Consider the following 19,553-nt stretch of genomic DNA (forward strand, 5'->3'; position numbering starts at 1 on the left):
CGCAGGCGGCAATTCACAGCGGGTCGATGGAACCGGATGCCAGTCTGGCCGGTTGATCGATACGAGTATTCGAGAAAGGGTTCACATGGCCGAAGACGCTCCCAAAGCTCCGAAGCCGGCCAAGCCGGTCAAGAAGGCAGCCACCACCGCGACGCCCAGGGCGAAAGCACTGAACGGCGCCGTCACGGCCAAGCCGAGCCCCAAGCCCAAGCCCGCCAAACCCCTGAAAGGCCCGACCGTGGACCCCAGCACCATCGAAAATCCGAAAACCCCCAGCTCGAAAACCGCCAGTTCGAAAACCGCTGGCAAGGCGGCAAACGACGCTAACCCGATTTCGGCGCAGGCACTGAAGGACGGCGCGGCGAAATTCACCAAGGACGCCGGCACCAAGGCGCGCAGCTATGCCGAGGAAGGCAAGGCGCGCGCCGGCGGCGCACTCGACGAATTGTCGAAGATGATCAACGACGCCGCCGGCACGGTCGATGAGAAGATCGGTGCGCAATATGGCCAATATGCCCGGACCGCGGCTGAAGCGGTGTCCGGCTTCTCCGATTCGCTGAAATCGAAGGAAATCGACGATCTGATCGCCGATGCGCGCGGCTTCGTGAAGAAGAGCCCGGCGATCGCCATCGGCACGGCAGCGGCGATCGGTTTCGTGCTCGTCCGGCTGATCAAATCGGGTCTCGACGCGGCGGATCGCACCGACGACAAAGCATAGTTCTGGGCATAGTTCTGGGGCATAATTCCGGACATTCCGGGTTTCGGGGGTAGCATGGACGAGCAACCGTCGCCCGACGAGAACAGCATCTCAGGGCTGTTCTCGCGGTTGATCGACGACGCTGAACGCTTCGTCCGAGCCGAAATCCGACTGTACCGTGCGCAATTGTTCGAGCGGATCGGTGACGCCAAGACCGCGATCCTGCTCGGCGTGACCGCTTTCCTGCTGGCGCAAAGCGCTTTCATCGCGTTGTTCGTCGGGCTGGTATTGATCCTGGCGCGCGCGATCGGACCGGCCTGGGCGATCGTCATCGTCATCGGGTCGGGGCTTGCCGTTGCCGCAGTGCTGGTCAAGATCGCGATCGACAAGATCCGCAAGGTCACCGCGATCAAGGATCACGCGGAATGAGCGCGAACACCGAAACCGACGAACCGGACCTTGCCTTTGCCAGGATGCGATCGGCGGAAGCGCGCCAGCGGCTCGCCGGCACGCTGGTCGAACTGCAAGCACGCCTCAACCCCAAGGCGCTGGCGCGCGAGGCGATCCAGGAGTTGAAGGAAGCCGGGCAGGAAGTGGTACGTGAGGGCCTGGAGACAGCGAAACGCCATCCGCTGACGCTGGCGGGTGCGGCGACTGCGGTCGGCATCTTCCTGGCACGCAAACCGCTATCGAAGCTGATCAGCGAATTTTCCGACACGGGCGAGACGAGCGAGGATGCAACCCCTGCCCCGCCAACGAGTTTGACCAATGAACGGGCCCCCACCCGTGGCAAGAGGACAAAGACATGACCGATGCGAACCCCAATTCCGCCAATCGTCCTGCCGCCAAGCGCAGCAAGATCGAAAAGACCTATGACAAGGCCGCCAAGGCGATCGAGAAGGGCCGCAAGAGCGCGCTGAAGACCGCTCGCTCGACCGCCGACAGCCTGGAAGCCAATCCGCTGGCGCTGCTGGCGGGCGGCATCGCGCTGGGCGCGGTGGTTGGCGCGTTGGTCCCGCGCGGCGAGCGCGAGGGCAAATTGCTCGCGCCGGTTGGCAAGCGCATCACCGATACCGCCGGCGCCGCGGCAAAGGCGGCGCGCGATGCCGGCAAGGCGGAACTGGATTCGCTTGGGTTGAACAGGGCAACCGCGCAGGATCAGGTCGGCAAACTGCTCGGCGGCGTGGTGAAGGCCCTGGCGACGGCGGGCGCCGCAGCGGCCGAGACGGCGAAAGCGAAGGAATAGCCCTTCAATAGCCGGGAAGGCCGCTCTAAGGACATGCGCGACTCCTCTCCCTGGAAACGCATATCATGAGCAAACTTCACCTTGTCTTCGGCGGCCGCGTCAGCGACCCGCGCACGCTCGACTTCAACGATCTCGACTCGATCGAGGTCGTGGGGGTTTTTCCCGATTATATGAGCGCCGAAAAGGCGTGGCGTTCGGCGGCGCAGCGCACCGTCGACGATGCCGAGATGAAATATGTCGTGGTGCATCTGCACCGGCTGCTCGAGCCCGACCTGATGGCGCCGCCGGCGGCGTAACGGCTTTTTCCCGAAACAAAATCGGGATCAATTCACCACTCTCCGTTCGTTTCGAGCGAAGTCGAGAAACTTCGCGCAGCGCTTGTCGCCCGTTTCTCGACTTCGCTCGAAACGAACGGAGGGAGTAATCTCCCCGGTCCGTCATCGCGCCGCGACAATTTTCAAGCCCGGCGATATTGCCATTTGAGCAGCGGCCGGGCCAGGGCGACACCAGCGGCAAGACCGCCGAGCGGCTCGATGATCGAGACGGACAGTTCGAAGCTCTGCGCGACAATCGAAAAGGCGACCTGGATAGCAAGCCAGACGCCGGCCAGCATCGCAATCTGTATCCAGCGGCTCTTGCCATGGCCGATCGGAATGGCGTTCGGCACGCCGTAAAGCATGAAATACGCGCCGATGATGGCAAAGACCGAGGGTTCGAGCCCGGCGCTGGGCAAGATCGAGCCGGGCGTCAGCACAAGACGCGCGAGCGCGCCGGCATAAGCGCCGGCAACGAAGATGATGCCCAACCCGACCGGCCGCAGCGCCTTTTCGACAAAGCGCCCCGCGATCAGCAGGAAGATCAGGTTGAAGGTCGCGGAGATGAAATCGCGCGCCAGGAACACCGAGGCAAGCGGCGACAACCACGAACGAACAGGGTCGTCGCGCCAGCCGCTGGCAAGAAAATCCTGCGGAATGAAGCCGAACTGGACCGACGCCGCGGCCAGACCGACCACAGCGAGCGCCAACAGCAACACGAACACCGAAAACGCAACCAGCGCATCAGTGAAGCGTCCGCGCGGAAGATCGATCCCGTTCAGATGAATTCGATCTTCGACACGACATACCAGCGGTCGCCCGACGGCACGGTCACTTCGACCTCTTCATCGACCTTGCGACCGATCAGGCCGCGGCCGAGCGGCGAATTATACGAGATGCGGCCGCCCTTGGCATCAGCCTCGGTCTGACCGACGATCTGGTATTTCACCGGCTTTTCGTCCTCGTCGAGCAAAGTCACGGTCGCGCCGAACACGACCTTGTCACCCGACAATTCCTTCGGATCGATGACCTGCGCCCGGGACAATTTGTCCTCGATATCGCTGATCGACGCTTCGATCTGGCCCTGCCGCTCCTTGGCGGCATGATATTCGGCGTTTTCGGAAAGGTCGCCATGCGCGCGCGCTTCCTCGATCGCGTCCACGATCTGGGGGCGTTCCGCTTTAAGCCGTTTCAGGTCCGCATTGAGCTTCTCATAGCCCTCTTGCAGCATCGGCATCTTCTCGACGGTCGCCATCCCTCTAGTCCTTCGTCTTCAAAAATTCCCCCGTTGGCCGACCCGGTTGGGCCCGCCCGCACGTTTCTCTCATGTGGGGAATTAGTTGTGCGAGTGCGAATAATAGGATTGCAAAGGCCGTACTTCAAGGTCGTGCGTCGCAAGAGCCACAATCGCCTGTGCCGCCTCGACACTGGCAGGGGCCGTGGTGAAGTGCGGAATCTTCTGCACCAGCGCCGCAGCACGGATCGGCTGCGAATCCTTGAGCGATTGCCAGCCCTCGGTGGTGTTGAACACCAGGTCGATCGCGCCATCCTTCATCCGGTCGACGATATGCGGCCGGCCCTGCGCCACCTTGTTGATCCGCTCGACCGCCACGCCGTTCGCTTCGAGGAAGGCGGCGGTGCCATCGGTGGCGATGATCCGGAAACCCTGCCCGACGAGCAACGTCGCGGCAGGCAGAATGACTGGCTTGTCGCTCGGCTTGACGCTGATGAACACGGTGCCCGACTTGGGCAACACCGTGCCTGCACCGAGTTCCGCCTTGGCGAAAGCAATCGCGAAACTGGTATCAATCCCCATGACTTCGCCGGTAGACTTCATTTCCGGTGAGAGGACTGGATCGACCCCCGGAAAGCGATTGAACGGGAACACGGCTTCCTTGACCGCGTAATAATCGATGTGACGATCGATCCTGGGCAAGTCGGCAAGCTTCTCGCCCGCCATGACCCGCGCAGCGATCTTGGCGACCGGCGCTCCGATCGCCTTGGCGACGAACGGCACGGTGCGGCTGGCGCGCGGATTGACTTCGATCAGGTAGACCAGCTCATTCTTGACCGCGAACTGGATGTTCATCAACCCGACGACCGACAGCGCGTGCGCCAGCGCAATGGTCTGGCGCTCAATCTCGGCAATCACCGCTTCGGACAGGCTGTAGGGCGGAATCGAGCAAGCGCTGTCGCCCGAATGGACCCCGGCTTCCTCGATATGCTGGAGTATGCCGGCCACCGTCACGTCAGTGCCGTCGCAGATCGCATCGACATCGACCTCGACCGCGTCGCGCAGATATTGATCGATCAGCACCGGCGAATCGCCCGACACCTGCACCGCGGTCTGGATATAGTCGTCGAGCTGGATCGGCGAATCGACGATCTCCATCGCGCGACCACCGAGCACGTAAGACGGCCGCATCAGCACCGGATAGCCGATGCGCTCGGCGACCGCGATCGCCTCGTCACGGCTGCGCGCGATGCCATTGGCGGGCTGGCGCAGGCCAAGCTTGGTGACCAGGGCGGAGAAACGCTCGCGATCCTCGGCCAGGTCGATCGCATCGGGGCTGGTGCCGAGGATCGGGATACCGGCCTGTTCGAGCGCATGCGCCAGGTTGAGCGGGGTCTGGCCGCCGAACTGGACGATCACGCCGACCAGCGTGCCCTTTTGCTGCTCGACATGGAGAATTTCGAGCACATCCTCAGCGGTCAGCGGCTCGAAATAGAGCCGGTCCGATGTGTCGTAATCGGTCGAGACGGTTTCCGGGTTGCAGTTGACCATGATGGTCTCATAGCCCGCCTCTTCCAGCGCGAAGCAGGCATGGCAGCAGCAATAATCGAACTCGATCCCCTGCCCGATCCGGTTCGGACCGCCGCCAAGAATGACGACCTTTTTGCGGTCGCTCGGCTGACTTTCGCATTCGGGCTCGCCGAAGCTCGGCGCTTCATAGGACGAATACATATAGGGCGTTTTGGCATCGAACTCGGCGGCGCAGGTGTCGATGCGCTTGAACACCGGGCGCACACCCAGCTTGTGGCGCAGTGCGCGCACCTCATCCTCGGTCACGCCGCCGGTCATCGCCTTGACCGCTTCGTGGATCAGGCCCGAGCCGCGCGCGATGCCGCGTTCGCTGCCGCCACGCAGATTGGCCGATTTAAGCGCGAGATAGGCCAGGCGCTTGTCGCTGAAGCCCATCGACTTGAGCTTGCGCAAGCCAGCCGCATCGCGCGGCAAGCCGTTCGAGCAGACCTGCTCCTCGGCGGCGATGATCTCGGCAATGCGTTCCAGGAACCAGGGATCATATTTGGCGATGGCATGGATTTCGGCGACGCTGAAGCCTTCGCGCAGCGCCTGTGCCGCCACGAGCAGCCGGTCGGGCGTGGCGCGGGCCAGTGCGGCCTCGATATCGGCGCGTGGCGCGCCTTGCAGCGCCTCGACCATGTTGAAGCCGCTGAGGCCCGTCTCCAGGCCACGCAATGCCTTCTGCATCGATTCATGGATGTTGCGGCCAATCGCCATCACTTCGCCGACCGACTTCATCGCGGTCGACAGGATCGGCTCGGCGCCCTTGAACTTTTCGAACGCGAAGCGCGGGATCTTGGTCACGACATAATCGATCGTCGGCTCGAACGAGGCCGGGGTCGCGCCGGTGATGTCGTTCATGATCTCGTCGAGCGTGTAACCGACCGCCAGCTTGGCCGCGACCTTGGCGATCGGGAAGCCGGTCGCCTTGGAGGCGAGCGCGGAGGAGCGCGACACGCGCGGGTTCATCTCGATCACGATCAGCCGCCCGTCCTTCGGGTTGACCGCGAACTGCACGTTCGAGCCGCCGGTCTCGACGCCGATCTCGCGCAGGCACGCGATGCTCGCGTTGCGCATGATCTGATATTCTTTGTCGGTCAGCGTCAGCGCCGGCGCGACCGTGATGGAATCGCCGGTATGGACGCCCATCGGATCGATATTCTCGATCGAACAGATGATGATGCAATTGTCATGGCGGTCGCGCACGACCTCCATCTCATATTCTTTCCAGCCGAGGAGCGATTCCTCGATCAGCACCTCGGTGGTCGGTGAGGCATCAAGGCCTTTGCGGACGATCTCCTCGAATTCCTCGCGATTATAGGCGATGCCGCCGCCCGACCCGCCCATGGTGAAGCTGGGGCGGATGATCGCCGGCAGGCCAGTCCGTTCAAGCCCGGCCAGCGCCTCGTCGAGCGTATGCGCGATCGCCGAGCGCGCGCTTTCCAGGCCGATGCGGTCCATCGCCTCGCGGAATTTCTGCCGGTCCTCGGCCTTGTCGATCGCCTCGGCATCAGCGCCGATCATCTGCACGCCATATTTTTCCAGCGTGCCGTCATTGAACAATGCCAGCGCGGTGTTGAGCGCGGTCTGCCCACCCATTGTCGGCAGCACCGCGTCGGGGCGTTCCTTGGCGATGATCTTGGCGACGATCTCCGGCGTGATCGGCTCGACATAAGTCGCATCGGCCAGTTCCGGATCAGTCATGATCGTCGCCGGGTTCGAATTGACCAGGATGATGCGATAGCCCTCCTCGCGCAGCGCCTTGATCGCCTGCGTGCCGGAATAATCGAACTCGCAGGCCTGGCCGATCACGATCGGGCCGGCGCCAATGACGAGGATGGAGGAGATGTCGGTGCGTTTTGGCATTATCGCGTCTGTTTCTTCGCTTTGCGCCGCAAGGCGACGTCATTGAATGTTCCGGCATGGCCGTGAAGTACCGCAAGCTGAATCATGCCGTCGCCTCGTCGGAGGGCACCGTCGGCAGGAGATATGTTACACCGGTATGTAACATATCCCTTTGCGTATCCGAGCGGCAAACCGGCATTTATATTGAATGATTTCAGTATCTTGACTTGCATATCCAACAATGTGCCAGAAAATGCCCGGAGAGAATTGTTTCGCAGTCGTATCATTCCCCAGATCCGTTATCGACTGGCTGCGGCGGATAGACATTGGGTTTGTCGACCATCAGCTTGTCGACCGCCGCGAAGGCCTCGGCAAAGCCGGTCATCAGCGTCGTCTTGGCGCTCGGATCGATCCGGCAGGTCTTGGCGAAATCGGCAAATGCCTCGTCGACCTGTTTGCGAACCTCCGCCGCGCGGTCGGTCGGGGGATCGTCGAACTGGAAGCCGCTATTATAGCTCAGCGCCTTGCAGCCCTTGAGCGGCTTGAACTCGGCCTGGATGCTGCCGCCCGTATTGCTCTCGCTTGGACGATAGATCAGGTCGACCTCCGGGATCACTTTCTCGATCGTCACCAGCCGATCACTGTCGTCGCCCGGCTTGTGGCCGACATCCGCCAGATTCCATCCTGCAACCTGGGTAAGGCTGTCTTCTACCGGCGCATTCGCTGCCAGAGCGATGCCCGCGCCGATGATCAGGAGGGAGGAGATGGCGATGCGTTTTGGCATTACTGGCTGTTGCCTTCGTCGCGATATGATTCGTTGCCGATAAAGCCCATCTTCATGGGAAACTTCGCCTTTTTCAGTTCCGCCAGCGCACAATCGACCGACTTGAATGACGAGGTTGCCGGCGGCTGAAAATGAAGATCATCCTCACCTTCGAGCTTCAGTGCCGATTGCGGCAAACCGCATTTGTCGGAAATGGCGTTTAACGAAGCGATTTTCTGTTGCCGCAAGGAGACGGGTTTATCGTTGGTGGCGGCAGGAGCGCATCCGGACGACAGGCCGAAAAGCGCAAGGAGCCAGACCTTCCTCATTTCAACGACCCAACAAACTTCTCGAACAGATACAGGCTATCCTGCGGCCCCGGGCTCGCCTCGGGGTGATATTGAACGCTGAACGCCGGCCGGTCGGTCAGTTCGAAGCCGGCATTGCTGCCATCGAACAGCGACACATGCGTCTCGCGCGCCGTTGCCGGCAGTGTTTCGCTGACCACCGCGAAACCGTGGTTCATCGAGGTGATCTCGACCGCGCCGTCGCTGAGCCGCTTGACCGGGTGGTTGGCGCCGCGATGGCCCTGGAACATCTTGGTCGTCTCCGCGCCGACCGCGAGGCCAAGCAGTTGATGGCCGAGGCAGATGCCGAACAGCGGGATGCGGGTTTCGAGCAATTGCTGGATCACAGGGACGGCATATTCGCCAGTCGCGGCGGGATCGCCCGGGCCGTTCGACAGGAAGATGCCATCGGGTTTCAGCGCCATCACCTGATCGAAGGTCGCCGTCGCGGGAAGGACGCTGACCTTGGCGCCGGCCTGAACCAGATTGCGGTAGATGTTGCGCTTGGCGCCATAATCGATCGCCACGACATGTGGGCGAGCGGCGTCGCCGGACGCGTCGTCATAGCCGAAGCCAAGCCGCCAGATGCCGCCTTCCCAGCCATAATGCGTCTCGGTGGTGACCTCGATCGCCAGATCCATGCCCTCAAGACCAGGCCAGCCGCGCGCCATGTCGAGCAGCTTCGGAATATCGAACTCGCCCGTCGCGGAGTGTGCGATCACGCCGTTGGGCGCACCGCCCGCACGAATGCGCCGGGTCAGTGCGCGGGTATCGATCCCGGCCAGGCCGATCCGATCATGCGTCTTCATCCAGCTGTCGAGCCGATCGACCGAACGGAAATTGGACGGCTCGGTCACATCCTCGCGCACGATGATGCCCAGCGCATGCGGGTCGTTCGCCTCGATATCCTCGGGGTTGGCGCCGACATTGCCGATATGCGGGAAAGTGAAGGTGATGATCTGCCCGGCGAAGGACGGATCAGTCATCACTTCCTGATAGCCGGTCATCGCGGTGTGGAAGCATACTTCACCGACGGCGGCGCCTTCCGCGCCGAAACCTCGGCCCCATGCGACGTCTCCGGATGCGAGGACCAACACCCCCGTGGCTCCTTCAGGCGCAGCAATAGGTTTGGCGTCGGCCATCGTGGCGGGCACTCCATGGGGTTTCAATGTCGCTAAGGGGCGGGAGCTAGAGGCGCGAGCCCGATGCGTCAATCTGTTAAAGACATGACGGTTCGGCTAGGCGTCGAGATTGCCTTCGAAGGACGTTAAAATGATTCGCGACGACATCAAGACCGCGCTCGTCACCGCCATGAAGGGCGGAGACAAGGCCGGCACCGCCACGCTCCGTCTGGTTCAGTCGGCAATCAAGAATCGCGACATCGAGGCACGGGTCGGCAAGGCGCCCGACAGCGACGACGCGCTGGTGGTCGAAGTGCTGCAGAAAATGGTCAAGCAACGCCGCGAATCGATCGACATGTTCGTGAAGGGCAATCGCCAGGAACTCGCCGATGCCGAGGCGGCCGAAGTCGTGGTGATCGAGGCTTTCCTGCCGCAGCAGATGAGCGAAGCGGATACGGCCGCGGCGATCGAGGCGATCAAGGCCGAGCTGGGTGCGAGCGGCATGAAGGATATGGGGCGTGTGATGGCCGAGCTGAAGGCGCGGCATGCGACGACGCTGGACATGAGCAAGGCGAGTGCGGCGGTGAAGGCCGCGCTGAGCTAAAAATCTCCCCTCCCGCTTGCGGGAGGGAATAACCTATCCATACCCGGTCAATCAGGCCTCCGGCATGATTGAGAAATGCGCGGGGCGCATTTCGTGCCGGGTATGGATACGTTATTGGGAGGGCATGTCGGACAAAGGCTACGCCAGACCAACGATGCGAGCCCGCGAATTGCGCGCGAACGCGACCGATTCTGAACGCCGGCTCTGGACCCACCTCAGCGTGCGGCAAGTGGCAGGCGTTCGTTTCAACCGACAGGTCCCGATTGGCCCTTTCATCTGTGATTTCGTATCGCGCGGCGCGAAATTGGTGATCGAGGTCGATGGCGGTCAGCACAACTGGAATGCCGAAACCGATCGCGCGCGAACCCGTTATCTTGAAGCGCAGGGATTTCGCATCATTCGCTTCTGGAACAATGAGGTGATGGAGAGCATCGAAGGCGTCGTGGCTAAAATCGAGCAGGCACTGGCGGACAGGCCCTCCCCCGACCCCTCCCGCAAGCGGGAGGGGAGTTTTGGCGCGCGCTCCGCCGCCGCGGGGGATAAGACGTGACCCTCACGCCGCAATTCCTCGACGAACTGCGCGCCCGCACATTGCTGTCGGCGCTGATCGGCCGCACCACCAAGCTGCAAAAGGCCGGCAAGGAATATCGCGCCTGCTGCCCGTTCCACAATGAGAAGACGCCCAGCTTCTACGTCAATGACGACAAGGGCTTTTATCACTGCTTCGGTTGCTCGGCGCATGGCGATGCAATCAAATGGCTGACTGACCAGCGCGGCCTGCCGTTCATGGATGCCGTCAAGGAGCTCGCCCAGGCTGCCGGGATGGAATTGCCGGCGATGGACCGGCAATCGGCGGAGAAAGCCGAGCGCGCCAAGGGATTGCATGAAGTCTGTGCCGATGCCGCGAGCTGGTTCACCGGCCAGTTGAACGGGATTGCCGGCGCCGAAGCGCGCACCGTCCTGGAAAAGCGCGGCATCAAGGCGGCGACCGCCAAAGAATTCGCACTCGGCTTTGCCCCCGATTCGCGCGGAAAGCTGAAGGACGCGCTCAAGGACTATGGCGACCCGTTGCTGGTCGAGTCCGGCCTGCTGATTTCGGTCGAGGGTAAGGAACCCTATGATCGCTTTCGCGGGCGGTTGATGATCCCGATCCGCGACCCGCGCGGACGCACCATCGCATTTGGCGGGCGGATCATCGGTGACGGCGAGCCGAAATATCTCAATTCACCTGAGACTCCGCTCTTCGACAAAGGCCGTACGCTCTACAATCTCGACAAGGCGGCAGCGGCCAGCCGCAAGGCCAACCGGATTCTGGTGGTCGAAGGCTATATGGACGTCATCGCTCTCGCCCAGGCAGGATTTGGCGAAGCCGTCGCACCGCTCGGCACTGCGCTGACCGAAGCGCAGCTCGAACGGCTCTGGCGGCTGTCGGACATACCCATCCTGTGTTTCGATGGTGATTCGGCGGGGCAGAAGGCGGCGATCCGCGCCGCGAATCGCGCGATGCCGATGCTTGGGCCGGGGCGCAGTCTTGCCTTTGTCACCTTGCCGCAAGGACAGGACCCTGACGATCTGGTTCGCGCCAAGGGGCCGGCCGCGTTCGAAGCGCTGATCCAGGCGGCCGAACCGCTGGTCGATCGACTGTGGAAACATGAGCGTGACGCTGAGCCGCTCGACACGCCCGAGCAGAAAGCCGGTTTCAAGCGGCGCTTCACCGAACTGGCCAATGCGATCGCCGACCAGGATGTGCGCACGGAATATCTCGCCGAATTCCGCCGCCGCTTCGACAAGATGTACGAGAAGGAGCGCAAGGAATGGACACCGCGCGCGCCCTTCGTTCCCGGCAAACGCGGCGGACCGAGAGATAAATGGAAACCGCCGGTCGGCCCGGTGACCGACTATGCGAAAAGCGTCGGCGCGACGGGCATCGATCGCATCCTCGCCAAGGCGATCGTGGCCGGCCTGATTCGCCACCCGGCTGAGATTGCACGGCATATGGAAGTGCTGGGATCGCTGAAACTGGCCGATGACGCACTGGCAAAATTGTTCGAAGCGGTGGTGAATCTTGCGATCAAGGACGCAAATAATGGCGGGGCGCTTGATAGCGAGGGCCTTCTCACCATATTGGCCTCATCTGAATTTGATATAATCGCGCACGATCTTCTGCGGGCCGACCAATTATCCTGTTCGTTTACGCAAAAGGATGCCGAGCCACAACGTGCCCGCGAAGACCTCGACGAGGCGATCGCGATCCTTGTGTCTCGCCCCGAAGTGGACGCGGCATTGGCTGAAGCGACGGCGACGATGAAGACCCACTATTCGGACGAAGCGTTCGAAAAGCAGGTCGCGTTGGTGAAAGAACAGCAGGCGCTCGACGCTCGGCTTGCAAATCTTGTGCAAGCGAACGAAGACGCCAGAGCTTTTAGTACCGAGGGCAATGAATGACTGATACGACCGAGACGACCGATGCGCCGTTGATCGATCTTAACGACGCGTCGATCAAGAAGCTGGTCGCACGCGCCAAGAAGCGTGGGTACATCACGTACGAGCAGCTCAACGAAGCGCTGCCGCAGGATCAGATGTCATCCGATCAGCTCGAGGACGTGATGTCCGCGCTGAACGAGATGGGCGTCAACATCGTCGAGAATGACGAAGCCGGCGAGGACGGCGAGGATAACGAGCAGGCCGAGGATGAGGTCGAATCGGTCGACACCGCCGAAGAAAGCGCCCCCTCGCTCGACGTGAAGAAGAAAGAAGTCATCGATCGTACCGACGATCCGGTGCGCATGTACCTGCGCGAGATGGGCGCGGTCGAACTGCTCAGCCGCGAGGGCGAAATCGCCATCGCCAAGCGCATCGAAGCCGGCCGCGACACGATGATTCTCGGCCTGTGTGAAAGCCCGATCACCTTCAACGCGATCATCGACTGGTCGAACGCGCTGAACGAAGGCACGATGCAGCTGCGCGAGATTCTCGATCTCGACGCGATGCTGTCCAAGGACCCTGCCCCCGAATCGCTGACCGACGACGAAGACGGTGAAGGATCGGGCGAGATTTCCGAAAAGACCGCCGGCCCTTCGTTCAAGGAAGAGGAGGAGCCCGAAGAGGCGCCTGCCGACGAAGACGAGGATTCGATGACCGAGCGGCGCACGCCGCGTCCGTCGGACGATGAGGAGGAAGACAACACCCTCTCGCTCGCCCAGATGGAAGAGCAGCTCAAGCCACAGGCGCTGGAGCGCTTCGCGAGCATCACCGCGCTGTACAAGAAATTTTCCAAGGTCCAGCAACAGCGCCTCGAAGCGATGGGCGCGGGCGGCGAGCTGTCGAGTGCGGACGAGCGCAAATATCACAAGCTGCGCGAAGACCTGACCGCCGAGGTCGAAAGCGTCCAGTTCCACAATGCCAAGATCGAATATCTGGTCGATCAGCTCTATGCCTTCAACCGGCGCCTGACCGCGCTGGGTGGGCAGATGCTGCGCCTCGCCGAGCGTCACAAGGTGCCGCGCAAGGATTTCCTCGATCGCTATATCGGCCATGAACTGGACGAGCAGTGGATCGCCGGCCTGGGCAAGCTCGACAAGAAATGGACCGCGTTCGTCGAGAATGAGAGCGATTCGGTCGACCGTATCCGCATCGAGATCGCTGAGATCAGCCAGGCGACCGGCATGTCGCTCGCTGAGTTCCGCCGCATCGTCAACATGGTCCAGAAGGGCGAGCGCGAGGCGCGCATCGCCAAGAAGGAAATGGTCGAAGCGAATCTGCGCCTCGTGATCTCGATCGCGAAGAAATACACCAATCGCGGGCTGCAGTTCCTGGATCTGATCCAGGAGGGCAATATCGGCCTGATGAAGGCGGTGGATAAGTTCGAATATCGCCGCGGCTACAAGTTCAGCACCTATGCGACCTGGTGGATTCGCCAGGCGATCACGCGGTCGATCGCCGATCAGGCGCGCACCATCCGTATTCCGGTGCACATGATCGAAACGATCAACAAGCTGGTGCGGACCAGCCGCCAGTTCCTCCACGAGCAGGGCCGCGAGCCCACGCCCGAGGAAATGGCCGAGCGCCTGTCGATGCCGCTCGAAAAGGTCCGCAAGGTGATGAAGATCGCCAAGGAGCCGATCTCCCTCGAAACGCCGATCGGCGACGAGGAGGATTCGCATCTCGGCGATTTCATCGAAGACAAGAACGCGATCATTCCGGTCGATGCGGCGATCCAGGCCAATCTCAAGGAAACCGTCACGCGGGTTCTGGCCAGCCTGACCCCGCGCGAGGAACGCGTGCTGCGCATGCGTTTCGGGATAGGCATGAACACCGATCACACTCTCGAAGAGGTGGGCCAGCAGTTCAGCGTGACGCGCGAGCGTATTCGCCAGATCGAAGCCAAGGCGCTGCGCAAGCTCAAGCATCCGAGCCGCTCGCGCAAGATGCGCAGCTTCCTCGACCAGTAAGCGAGTCGCACCGGCGTGCCTGTCCCTCCGGCGACAGGCACGCCCGCTGCCGCCTGATCGCCGCGACGAAGAGCCGCGCGGTGAACATGTGCCGCCATGAGCGGTGATGTCGATGAACCAGCCGAAGCGGTGATGATGCTGGCGACCCTGTCGCCTAACCCAGCCCTTTCGCCTGAACGCTCCGTGGCGCGCCCGGCGATGTGGTGAGCCCCGGCGGAAGGGGACCATTCTTCCGCCGGGACCTGGCCCGCCTCCGGAGGGTGGAGAACGTGCCGTCTTTTCCGCCGGGAGCGCGGGACCTGCTATCCCGACGGAAAACTCTAAAACTGGGTGGAGATATTTGGCGTGTCCCGCTTTCCCCTTGCCGTAACTCAGGTTTTAGCGATGCGTATTTACCATTGCGCCACCAAATGGACCCACCGAATCCCGTGATTCATGCCCATTCGGCATTGGAATCACGGGAAATTTACCGTGAGTTACATCCGTTTCGGAGGTGTTGCCCGGTAACCACGTAAAATCTGCAACCGGTTCGGATGCGTTGCCTTGCAGTGGGGGGCAAAAAGGGCGCCTCTTCCTATTCCCAACAAAGGGAGCAACCGTGATATGACCGCACCAGCTCAAGTCATTCCGCTCGATCCGCCCCGCGACCACATCGTTACGGCATCGGATCTCGTGCGTCACTTTGGTGTCTGGCAGGAGCGCGCGATACGCTCGCCGGTCTATATCCTGCATCGCGGACGCCCGCGGCTGATCCTGACGTCGATCGATGTGATGGATGCACTGTGCGCACCGCATGCCGTGGGCGCGGGCGGCAACGATATGGGCAGCACCGCATTGCTCGATTCGGTGGATGACATGGTCATCCTCGCCGACCAGGATTTGCGTGTGACCGCCGCAAGCCGATCCGCGCGCAGTTATTTCGGCACCGCAGTGGACCCTGGCCACCCGATCGACGCGGTCGGCCCCGATGCCGCGCGTCAGTTTCTGGCCGAGGCCATCCACCGTGTGGCGGCATCCGGGCTCGCCGAAACGCTCGACCTGCCCTCGATCCGCTATCACAATCGCAGCCTGGCGATTGCGATCCAACCGCACCCCGGTGGCGTGGCGCTGTTCGTTCACGATGTCACCATCGCCAGCGATCTGCGCGAAGCCGAGGCCGAGCGCCACGCGACCAGCGAGACGATCGCCGTCATCCCCGGCATTGCCAGCGCGCGAATCAATCTGCGCGGCTATCTCGATCGCCCCGACGCACCGCTTGCCCGGCTTTCCGGCCTGTCGATCGATGCCTTGTCGAGCGTCCGTTTCGTCACCTTGCTCGACATCGCGTCACGCGTCGGGGTGGCGGAAGCGGTCGAGGCGGTCATTGCCGGCGGACCATCCAGGTCAATCGCCGCCACCTTGCTGGTCAACCGGGGAGAGCCCACACCGGTGCAGATCGGCCTGGCCGCGCTGCGGCGTGGTGCGGCGATCGAGGCGGTGTCGGCGATGATCGTTTCGCGCCTGTCTGGTTGAGACAGGATTAATCGCCAGTACACCAGGTCTTTACGTGCTTCGGTATATCCCCTGACCCGACAGAGAAGCTCGAGCCGGTATCCTCCGGCTTGCGCAGGAAAATCTTCGGGGAATCATGGCATTCGATTCGGCACATAGCGTAAGACGGGACAGTGGCTGGGGCATCATCGCTTCGCTCGCTGATGCCGATGGCAGCGCAACGCACCCGATGCCGCGAACGCTTGGCAATCGCCATGTCGCGGTGCGCGATTTCGCGGATTGCGTTCACACCCTTTGCGCTTTGCATGGCAGTCATCCCGGCGTGATCGATCTTGCCGCGGCCCGCAACGTACAGCCGCTGGCGCAGGACTGGCTCGCCGAGGCGGCCGAAGGCTTTGCCGTCGAGCGCTCCTATCTCGCGACGCTGACCGCCGCGGCAGGCCCCCTGCCCTCCACGCCGGGCCAGGCCGAATCGGAGGCCGCGGTTATCGGCCAGCGCCATGCACTGGAAATGCTCGCCCAGTCCGACCGCGCGGGATGCGCGACGGGCGCGGCGATCGCGCTGGTGCTCGACTGGACGACGATTCGGCTGACGCTGGATGCCGCCGCCAATCGCTTTGGCGTCACGCCGCCGGCATCGGCACTGCCGATCGAAGCGGAAATCGCCACGGTTGCCGCCTCGCTTGGCGATACGCCCGGCGTCGAGCGCGCCATGGCATTCGGCGCACAACAGCTGCTGGCACAGCATCGCGGCCTGTGGGATTTGCTCGAAGCCCGGGCAAGCGCGCGCAACCATCTCTGAGTCTTGAATCGCGCGCTTGCGCGGTGACACTTATTCCCTCTATCGCCAAACCCGGTATTCAAATGAAACGGGATTGCGGTATGAAGCGCTTCGAGGGCACCCAGAGTTATGTCGCGACCGACGACCTGAAGGTCGCAGTCAATGCCGCCGTGACCTTGCGCCGCCCATTGCTGGTCAAGGGCGAGCCCGGCACCGGCAAGACCGTCCTCGCTTATGAAGTCGCCAAGGCAATCGATGCCGAGCTGATCGAGTGGAACATCAAATCCACCACCAAGGCGCAGCAAGGCCTGTATGAATATGATGCGGTCGCTCGCTTGCGCGACGGCCAGCTGGGCGACGAGCGCGTCCATGACATTTCCAACTATATCCGCCGCGGCAAGCTGTGGGAGGCGTTTACGCGCCCCAAACCGCCGGTGCTGCTGATCGACGAGATAGACAAGGCGGACATCGAATTCCCCAACGACCTGTTGCAGGAACTCGATCGCATGGAATTCCATGTCTACGAGACCAAGGAGACGGTGAAGGCGGCGGAGCGCCCGATCGTCGTGATCACCTCGAACAATGAAAAGGAACTGCCCGACGCATTCCTGCGCCGGTGCTTCTTCCATTACATCAAATTCCCCGACCGCGACACGATGCAGGCGATCATTGATGTCCATTTCCCCGGCATCCAGAAGATCCTGGTCAACAAGGCGATGGATATCTTCTACGACGTGCGCGACGTACCGGGCCTGAAGAAGAAGCCGAGCACCAGCGAATTACTCGACTGGCTCAAACTGCTGCTGCACGAGGACATGCCGCTCGACGTGCTGCAGAATCGCGACCCGACCAAGGCGATACCGCCGCTGCACGGTGCGCTGCTCAAGAACGAACAGGATGTGATGCTGTTCGAACGGCTCGCCTTCATGGCGAAGCGGCAGCAGAACAAGGGCTGATACGGCATGCTGATGCAGGCGATGCATCGGGGCCTGCCCTGAGCGGTCCCGGGTCCGGCGCCACCCGTTTCGCCCGGGTCCGTGCCCGGCTTGAGGCAGCGCAACCGACGCGGGGCTGGAGCGCGGCGCTTTACGAATTTCTGCTGTTCGGATTCAAGCAAGGCTGGGCGTGCCTGTTCGGCGCGCTCATGCTCGGCATGCTGTTCGCGACCCATTTCTTCTATCCTGTGAATGCGCCGATCGCACGCTATGATGTGCTGACAATCGGGGCGATCCTGATCCAGGTTGCGATGCTGGCTTTCCGCCTGGAGAGCCTGCGCGAGGCGAAGGTTATCCTCGCCTTTCACCTCGTCGGCACCGTGATGGAGCTCTTCAAGACGGCGCACGGATCCTGGGTCTATCCCGAGCCGAGCCTGCTTCGCATCGGCGGCGTGCCGCTCTTTTCGGGGTTCATGTATGCGGCGGTCGGCAGTTACATAGCGCGAGTCTGGCGCATTTTTGATTTTCGCTATGATCATTTTCCACCGCGCTGGATGGCGGTCAGCCTGGCCAGCGCGATCTACATCAATTTCTTCGCGCATCACTGGCTGCCGGACGCACGTCTGTTGCTCTTCGCGATAACCGCGATGCTGTTCTGGCGCACGCAGGTGTGGTTCACACCCTTTCGCAAGGCACGATCGATGCCCTTGTTGCTTGGCTGGTTCCTGGTCGCCCTGTTCATCTGGTTCGCCGAGAATATCGGCACCTATACCCGCGCCTGGGTCTATCCCTCGCAAGGCGCGACATGGTCGATCGTCTCGCCGCAGAAGCTGGGCGCCTGGTACCTGCTGATGATCATCTCATTCGTGCTGGTGTCGCTGCTGCATCGGCCGGAAAAGCCGTCCGATCCGGTGTGATCGGCCTTGGGATTGATCCAACGGCCACGGATCGAACAAGGGGTAGCGGTTCGGATCAACTGCCTTTTGTCGCTGCGCGCTTCAGCGGCATGAAGATGACGCTCGCCCGCGATATGATTGCCGCACTGGACGTTCGACCTATGCGGAACCCCTGATCAACGCACTGATCATGGGAGTTTCGTCATGCGGTTCCTGCTCATACCATTGGTCGCGTTGGCCGGCGTTGCCCTTGCCGTGCCCGCCATGGCGCAACAGGCGGGCAGCGATGCGGCGAGCAAAACGGCGACGCCGAAGAAGATGTGCCGCCCGATCGTCGGAACCGGGACGATCCTGCCACGCACCTTTTGCCTCACCAAGGCCGAATGGGCTGAAATGGCCGCGCGGAACGAGCGGGATTCCGAAACGGTGCGACAGCGAAAGTTCAACAGCATCGAGAAGTTCGACCGCCGCAACGGCTTTCCGCCTAATCCATAAGCGAGATTGCCCAGCGGCCCTAGCTCGCGCCGCCCCGGATCCGAGCGAAGTCCGACGTCGCGCAGTTCGCCGCCGCAACAGGGTAAACTGGACCTAAACCAAGCCCTCCAACGCTTTCGCCATGGAAAACCGGCAAATATTTGCCGCTATGGTCCGCGTATCTTCCCATTTTCTGTGGCTCGCCGTTGCGGTTTCGACTGCGGGCGCCCCTGCCTACGCCGCATCGCTGCTCGACTATGTCGGGGAATGCGTGCCCTTCGCCCGCGCCGCGTCGGGCATTCAGATCTATGGCGACGCCTGGACCTGGTGGGACGGCGCCGAGGGCAAATATCGCCGAGGCGATACGCCGAGGACCGGCTCGGTCATCGTGTTCCGCAAATCGGCGCGGCTGCGTCTCGGCCATGTCGCGGTGATCAGCCGCGTCGTCACCCCCCGCGTCGTCATGGTCACCCATGCCAATTGGTCGCGCCAGAATGGCGAGCGCGGCCATGCCGAACAGGATGTGACGCTGACCGACGTCTCACCGGACAATGACTGGAGCGAAGTGAGAGTGTGGTATCGCGACATGGATGGCCTGGGGAGCACCATCTATCCGGTCTATGGCTTCATCTACGGCGCGCCGGACAAGTCATTGGGCAGGGCCGTGGCCAAAGCGCATGCCGCGCCGGAACTCACCGGCGATGATCCCGACGATGTCGGCGCACTGATCGACGCCTATCGCTGACACAATATCCCGCCACAATCGTGGCCGGCAAATGCTC

At 62.2% G+C, this 19,553-nt stretch carries 21 protein-coding genes; 15 read left to right on the top strand and 6 right to left on the bottom strand.

What is annotated here, in order from left to right:
* The first annotated feature begins 85 nt into the window (after nt 1-85).
* The 5 genes from OO12_RS23495 to OO12_RS23515 all read left to right on the top strand — a co-directional run bounded on the left by OO12_RS23495 (nt 86) and on the right by OO12_RS23515 (nt 2,239).
* On the top strand, nt 86-718 hold the full coding sequence (locus tag OO12_RS23495; protein ID WP_235364988.1) for a hypothetical protein: 633 nt from the start codon (nt 86-88) through the stop codon (nt 716-718).
* A gap of 54 nt (nt 719-772) precedes the next feature.
* Nucleotides 773-1,126 (top strand): phage holin family protein, encoded by a 354-nt coding sequence (locus OO12_RS23500; RefSeq protein WP_034161196.1) that lies wholly within the window; start codon nt 773-775, stop codon nt 1,124-1,126.
* Nucleotides 1,123-1,506, top strand: coding sequence for a DUF3618 domain-containing protein (locus tag OO12_RS27230; protein WP_052216229.1), 384 nt, complete (start codon nt 1,123-1,125; stop codon nt 1,504-1,506). The genes OO12_RS23500 and OO12_RS27230 overlap by 4 nt, the downstream gene beginning before the upstream one ends.
* Entirely contained in the window at nt 1,503-1,943 is a 441-nt protein-coding gene (locus OO12_RS23510; protein WP_034161197.1) for a hypothetical protein, read from the top strand. The genes OO12_RS27230 and OO12_RS23510 overlap by 4 nt, the downstream gene beginning before the upstream one ends.
* 65 nt (nt 1,944-2,008) lie before the next feature.
* Nucleotides 2,009-2,239, top strand: coding sequence for a DUF4170 domain-containing protein (locus OO12_RS23515; protein ID WP_034161198.1), 231 nt, complete (start codon nt 2,009-2,011; stop codon nt 2,237-2,239).
* Between the two features lie 161 nt (nt 2,240-2,400).
* On the opposite strand, the gene OO12_RS23520 is transcribed toward OO12_RS23515, so the two are convergent.
* The 6 genes from OO12_RS23520 to carA all read right to left on the bottom strand — a co-directional run bounded on the left by OO12_RS23520 (nt 2,401) and on the right by carA (nt 9,160).
* Nucleotides 2,401-2,982 (bottom strand): rhomboid family intramembrane serine protease, encoded by a 582-nt coding sequence (locus OO12_RS23520; protein ID WP_034161199.1) that lies wholly within the window; start codon nt 2,980-2,982, stop codon nt 2,401-2,403.
* A 53-nt stretch (nt 2,983-3,035) separates the two neighbouring features.
* Nucleotides 3,036-3,512: a transcription elongation factor GreA gene (gene greA, locus OO12_RS23525; RefSeq protein ID WP_034161200.1), complete on the bottom strand. Its 477-nt coding sequence runs from the start codon at nt 3,510-3,512 to the stop codon at nt 3,036-3,038.
* Nucleotides 3,513-3,593: 81 nt separating this feature from the next.
* Nucleotides 3,594-6,929: a carbamoyl-phosphate synthase large subunit gene (gene carB, locus OO12_RS23530; protein WP_034161201.1), complete on the bottom strand. Its 3,336-nt coding sequence runs from the start codon at nt 6,927-6,929 to the stop codon at nt 3,594-3,596.
* A gap of 262 nt (nt 6,930-7,191) precedes the next feature.
* Nucleotides 7,192-7,692 carry a hypothetical protein gene (locus tag OO12_RS23535; protein WP_034161202.1) on the bottom strand — a complete coding sequence of 167 codons (501 nt, stop codon included), beginning with the start codon at nt 7,690-7,692 and terminating at the stop codon, nt 7,192-7,194.
* Complete coding sequence (locus OO12_RS23540) at nt 7,692-8,000, bottom strand: hypothetical protein (RefSeq protein ID WP_034161203.1); 309 nt, start codon at nt 7,998-8,000, stop codon at nt 7,692-7,694. The genes OO12_RS23535 and OO12_RS23540 overlap by 1 nt, the downstream gene beginning before the upstream one ends.
* Nucleotides 7,997-9,160 (bottom strand): glutamine-hydrolyzing carbamoyl-phosphate synthase small subunit, encoded by a 1,164-nt coding sequence (gene carA, locus OO12_RS23545; RefSeq protein WP_034161204.1) that lies wholly within the window; start codon nt 9,158-9,160, stop codon nt 7,997-7,999. Before carA ends, OO12_RS23540 begins: the two co-directional genes overlap by 4 nt.
* Before the next feature lie 130 nt (nt 9,161-9,290).
* On the opposite strand from carA, the gene OO12_RS23550 reads away from it, so the two are divergent.
* The 10 genes from OO12_RS23550 to OO12_RS23595 all read left to right on the top strand — a co-directional run bounded on the left by OO12_RS23550 (nt 9,291) and on the right by OO12_RS23595 (nt 19,516).
* Nucleotides 9,291-9,743 carry a GatB/YqeY domain-containing protein gene (locus OO12_RS23550; protein ID WP_034161205.1) on the top strand — a complete coding sequence of 151 codons (453 nt, stop codon included), beginning with the start codon at nt 9,291-9,293 and terminating at the stop codon, nt 9,741-9,743.
* Nucleotides 9,744-9,867: 124 nt separating this feature from the next.
* Nucleotides 9,868-10,293 carry an endonuclease domain-containing protein gene (locus OO12_RS23555; protein ID WP_052216230.1) on the top strand — a complete coding sequence of 142 codons (426 nt, stop codon included), beginning with the start codon at nt 9,868-9,870 and terminating at the stop codon, nt 10,291-10,293.
* Nucleotides 10,290-12,188 carry a DNA primase gene (gene dnaG / locus OO12_RS23560; RefSeq protein ID WP_034161206.1) on the top strand — a complete coding sequence of 633 codons (1,899 nt, stop codon included), beginning with the start codon at nt 10,290-10,292 and terminating at the stop codon, nt 12,186-12,188. Before OO12_RS23555 ends, dnaG begins: the two co-directional genes overlap by 4 nt.
* Entirely contained in the window at nt 12,185-14,194 is a 2,010-nt protein-coding gene (gene rpoD, locus OO12_RS23565; protein ID WP_034161207.1) for an RNA polymerase sigma factor RpoD, read from the top strand. The genes dnaG and rpoD overlap by 4 nt, the downstream gene beginning before the upstream one ends.
* 603 nt (nt 14,195-14,797) lie before the next feature.
* Complete coding sequence (locus OO12_RS23570) at nt 14,798-15,706, top strand: PAS domain-containing protein (protein WP_034161208.1); 909 nt, start codon at nt 14,798-14,800, stop codon at nt 15,704-15,706.
* A 115-nt stretch (nt 15,707-15,821) separates the two neighbouring features.
* Nucleotides 15,822-16,487, top strand: a complete 666-nt coding sequence (locus OO12_RS23575; RefSeq protein WP_034161209.1) for a DUF6975 family protein — start codon at nt 15,822-15,824, stop codon at nt 16,485-16,487.
* An 80-nt stretch (nt 16,488-16,567) separates the two neighbouring features.
* The gene (locus OO12_RS23580) at nt 16,568-17,422 is read left to right on the top strand and encodes an AAA family ATPase (RefSeq protein WP_034161210.1); all 855 of its coding nucleotides are present in this window, start codon (nt 16,568-16,570) and stop codon (nt 17,420-17,422) included.
* 38 nt (nt 17,423-17,460) lie between these two features.
* Nucleotides 17,461-18,318 (top strand): DUF817 domain-containing protein, encoded by an 858-nt coding sequence (locus tag OO12_RS23585; RefSeq protein ID WP_034161211.1) that lies wholly within the window; start codon nt 17,461-17,463, stop codon nt 18,316-18,318.
* A 183-nt stretch (nt 18,319-18,501) separates the two neighbouring features.
* On the top strand, nt 18,502-18,792 hold the full coding sequence (locus OO12_RS23590) for a hypothetical protein (RefSeq protein ID WP_034161212.1): 291 nt from the start codon (nt 18,502-18,504) through the stop codon (nt 18,790-18,792).
* Between the two features lie 148 nt (nt 18,793-18,940).
* Complete coding sequence (locus tag OO12_RS23595; RefSeq protein ID WP_034161213.1) at nt 18,941-19,516, top strand: CHAP domain-containing protein; 576 nt, start codon at nt 18,941-18,943, stop codon at nt 19,514-19,516.
* Nucleotides 19,517-19,553 lie beyond the last annotated feature (37 nt).

Origin of the sequence: Sphingomonas sp. ERG5 (assembly GCF_000803065.1) — a bacterium.
Lineage (GTDB): Bacteria > Pseudomonadota > Alphaproteobacteria > Sphingomonadales > Sphingomonadaceae > Sphingomonas.

Coding starts and splice junctions, on each gene's coding strand:
- OO12_RS23550 (WP_034161205.1), top strand. CDS start 9,291: ATGATTCGCGACGACATCAAGACCGCGCTCGTCACCGCCATGAAGGGC.
- carB (WP_034161201.1), bottom strand. CDS start 6,929: ATGCCAAAACGCACCGACATCTCCTCCATCCTCGTCATTGGCGCCGGC.
- greA (WP_034161200.1), bottom strand. CDS start 3,512: ATGGCGACCGTCGAGAAGATGCCGATGCTGCAAGAGGGCTATGAGAAG.
- OO12_RS23570 (WP_034161208.1), top strand. CDS start 14,798: ATGACCGCACCAGCTCAAGTCATTCCGCTCGATCCGCCCCGCGACCAC.
- OO12_RS23595 (WP_034161213.1), top strand. CDS start 18,941: ATGGTCCGCGTATCTTCCCATTTTCTGTGGCTCGCCGTTGCGGTTTCG.
- OO12_RS23510 (WP_034161197.1), top strand. CDS start 1,503: ATGACCGATGCGAACCCCAATTCCGCCAATCGTCCTGCCGCCAAGCGC.
- OO12_RS23495 (WP_235364988.1), top strand. CDS start 86: ATGGCCGAAGACGCTCCCAAAGCTCCGAAGCCGGCCAAGCCGGTCAAG.
- rpoD (WP_034161207.1), top strand. CDS start 12,185: ATGACTGATACGACCGAGACGACCGATGCGCCGTTGATCGATCTTAAC.
- OO12_RS23500 (WP_034161196.1), top strand. CDS start 773: ATGGACGAGCAACCGTCGCCCGACGAGAACAGCATCTCAGGGCTGTTC.
- OO12_RS23515 (WP_034161198.1), top strand. CDS start 2,009: ATGAGCAAACTTCACCTTGTCTTCGGCGGCCGCGTCAGCGACCCGCGC.
- OO12_RS23555 (WP_052216230.1), top strand. CDS start 9,868: ATGTCGGACAAAGGCTACGCCAGACCAACGATGCGAGCCCGCGAATTG.
- OO12_RS23540 (WP_034161203.1), bottom strand. CDS start 8,000: ATGAGGAAGGTCTGGCTCCTTGCGCTTTTCGGCCTGTCGTCCGGATGC.
- OO12_RS23575 (WP_034161209.1), top strand. CDS start 15,822: ATGGCATTCGATTCGGCACATAGCGTAAGACGGGACAGTGGCTGGGGC.
- OO12_RS27230 (WP_052216229.1), top strand. CDS start 1,123: ATGAGCGCGAACACCGAAACCGACGAACCGGACCTTGCCTTTGCCAGG.
- OO12_RS23590 (WP_034161212.1), top strand. CDS start 18,502: ATGCGGTTCCTGCTCATACCATTGGTCGCGTTGGCCGGCGTTGCCCTT.
- OO12_RS23580 (WP_034161210.1), top strand. CDS start 16,568: ATGAAGCGCTTCGAGGGCACCCAGAGTTATGTCGCGACCGACGACCTG.
- OO12_RS23535 (WP_034161202.1), bottom strand. CDS start 7,692: ATGCCAAAACGCATCGCCATCTCCTCCCTCCTGATCATCGGCGCGGGC.
- carA (WP_034161204.1), bottom strand. CDS start 9,160: ATGGCCGACGCCAAACCTATTGCTGCGCCTGAAGGAGCCACGGGGGTG.